The 1423-nt window shown below is 67.4% G+C and carries 1 protein-coding gene; it reads left to right on the top strand.

The features are described from left to right. Window positions 1-1423: alpha-amylase family protein (locus AL2_RS35805; RefSeq protein ID WP_067641743.1), on the top strand; the 1423-nt coding region annotated here is incomplete at both ends.

Genomic DNA, 1423 nt, shown 5'->3' with positions numbered 1-1423 from the left:
GGGACGTGCTGGAGCGTCATCCGCTGCGGGATCTGCTGACGGTCTCCGACTGGTACCCCCTGGTCGTGCACCGCCAACGCGCCCTGTACGGCGCCTGGTACGAATTCTTCCCCCGCTCCGAAGGCGCCACCTTCGACCCCATGGGCCGCCGCGGCCCCACCTCGGGCACCTTCCGCACCGCGATGAAACGCCTGCCCGCGATCGCCGACATGGGCTTCAACGTGGTCTACCTCCCCCCCATCCACCCCATCGGCACCACCCACCGCAAAGGCCCCAACAACACCCTGGACGCCGGCCCCTACGACCCCGGCTCCCCCTGGGCCATCGGCTCCCCCGCCGGCGGCCACGACACCATCCACCCCGACCTGGGCACCCTGGAGGACTTCGACGCCTTCGTCGCCCACGCCGCCGACCACGGCCTGGAAATCGCCCTGGACCTGGCCCTGCAATGCTCCCCCGACCACCCCTGGGTCACCCAGCATCCCGACTGGTTCACCACCCGCGCCGACGGCACCATCGCCTACGCCGAGAACCCACCCAAGAAATACCAGGACATCTACCCCCTCAACTTCGACAACGACCCCGACGGCCTCTACACCGAGATCAAACGCACCCTGCACCACTGGATGAACCACGGCGTCCGCATCTTCCGCGTCGACAACCCCCACACCAAACCCATCGCCTTCTGGGAACGCCTGCTCGCCGACATCAACACCACCGACCCCGACGTGCTGTTCCTGGCCGAGGCCTTCACCCGCCCCGCCATCATGCACACCCTGGCCAAAACCGGATTCCACCAGTCCTACACCTACTTCACCTGGCGCAACACCGCCGACCAACTCCGCGACTACTTCACCGAACTCACCGGCCCCGCCGCCGCCTACATGCGCCCCAACACCTTCACCAACACCCCCGACATCCTCAACCAATACCTCCAGCACGGCGGCCGCCCCGCCTTCGAAATCCGCGCCATCCTCGCCGCGCTGCTCTCCCCCACCTGGGGCATCTACAGCGGCTACGAACTCTGCGAGAACACCCCCGTCCGCCCCGGCAGCGAGGAATACCGCGACTCCGAGAAATACCAGTACCGCCCCCGCGACTGGGACGCCGCCGACCGCGACACCACCACCATCGCCCCCCTCATCACCCGCCTCAACACCCTGCGCAACACCCACCCCGCCCTCCAGCAACTCCGCAACCTGCACTTCCACCACATCGACCAACCCGAACTCCTGGCCTTCTCCAAACGCCACCTCCACGACACCGTCCTCACCGTCATCAACCTCAACCCCCACCAACCCCGCGAAGCCACCCTCCACCTCGACCTACCCGCCCTCGGCCTCCCCGACGACCCCCACCAACCCCACACCGTCACCGACGAACTCGACGGCGCCACCTACACCTGGACCCAAGCCAACTACGT

This window comes from Actinomadura latina NBRC 106108 (assembly GCF_001552195.1).
Lineage (GTDB): Bacteria > Actinomycetota > Actinomycetes > Streptosporangiales > Streptosporangiaceae > Spirillospora > Spirillospora latina.
The sequence above is the reverse complement of the archived record's forward strand: the minus strand, read 5'-3'. Positions and strand labels throughout refer to the sequence as shown.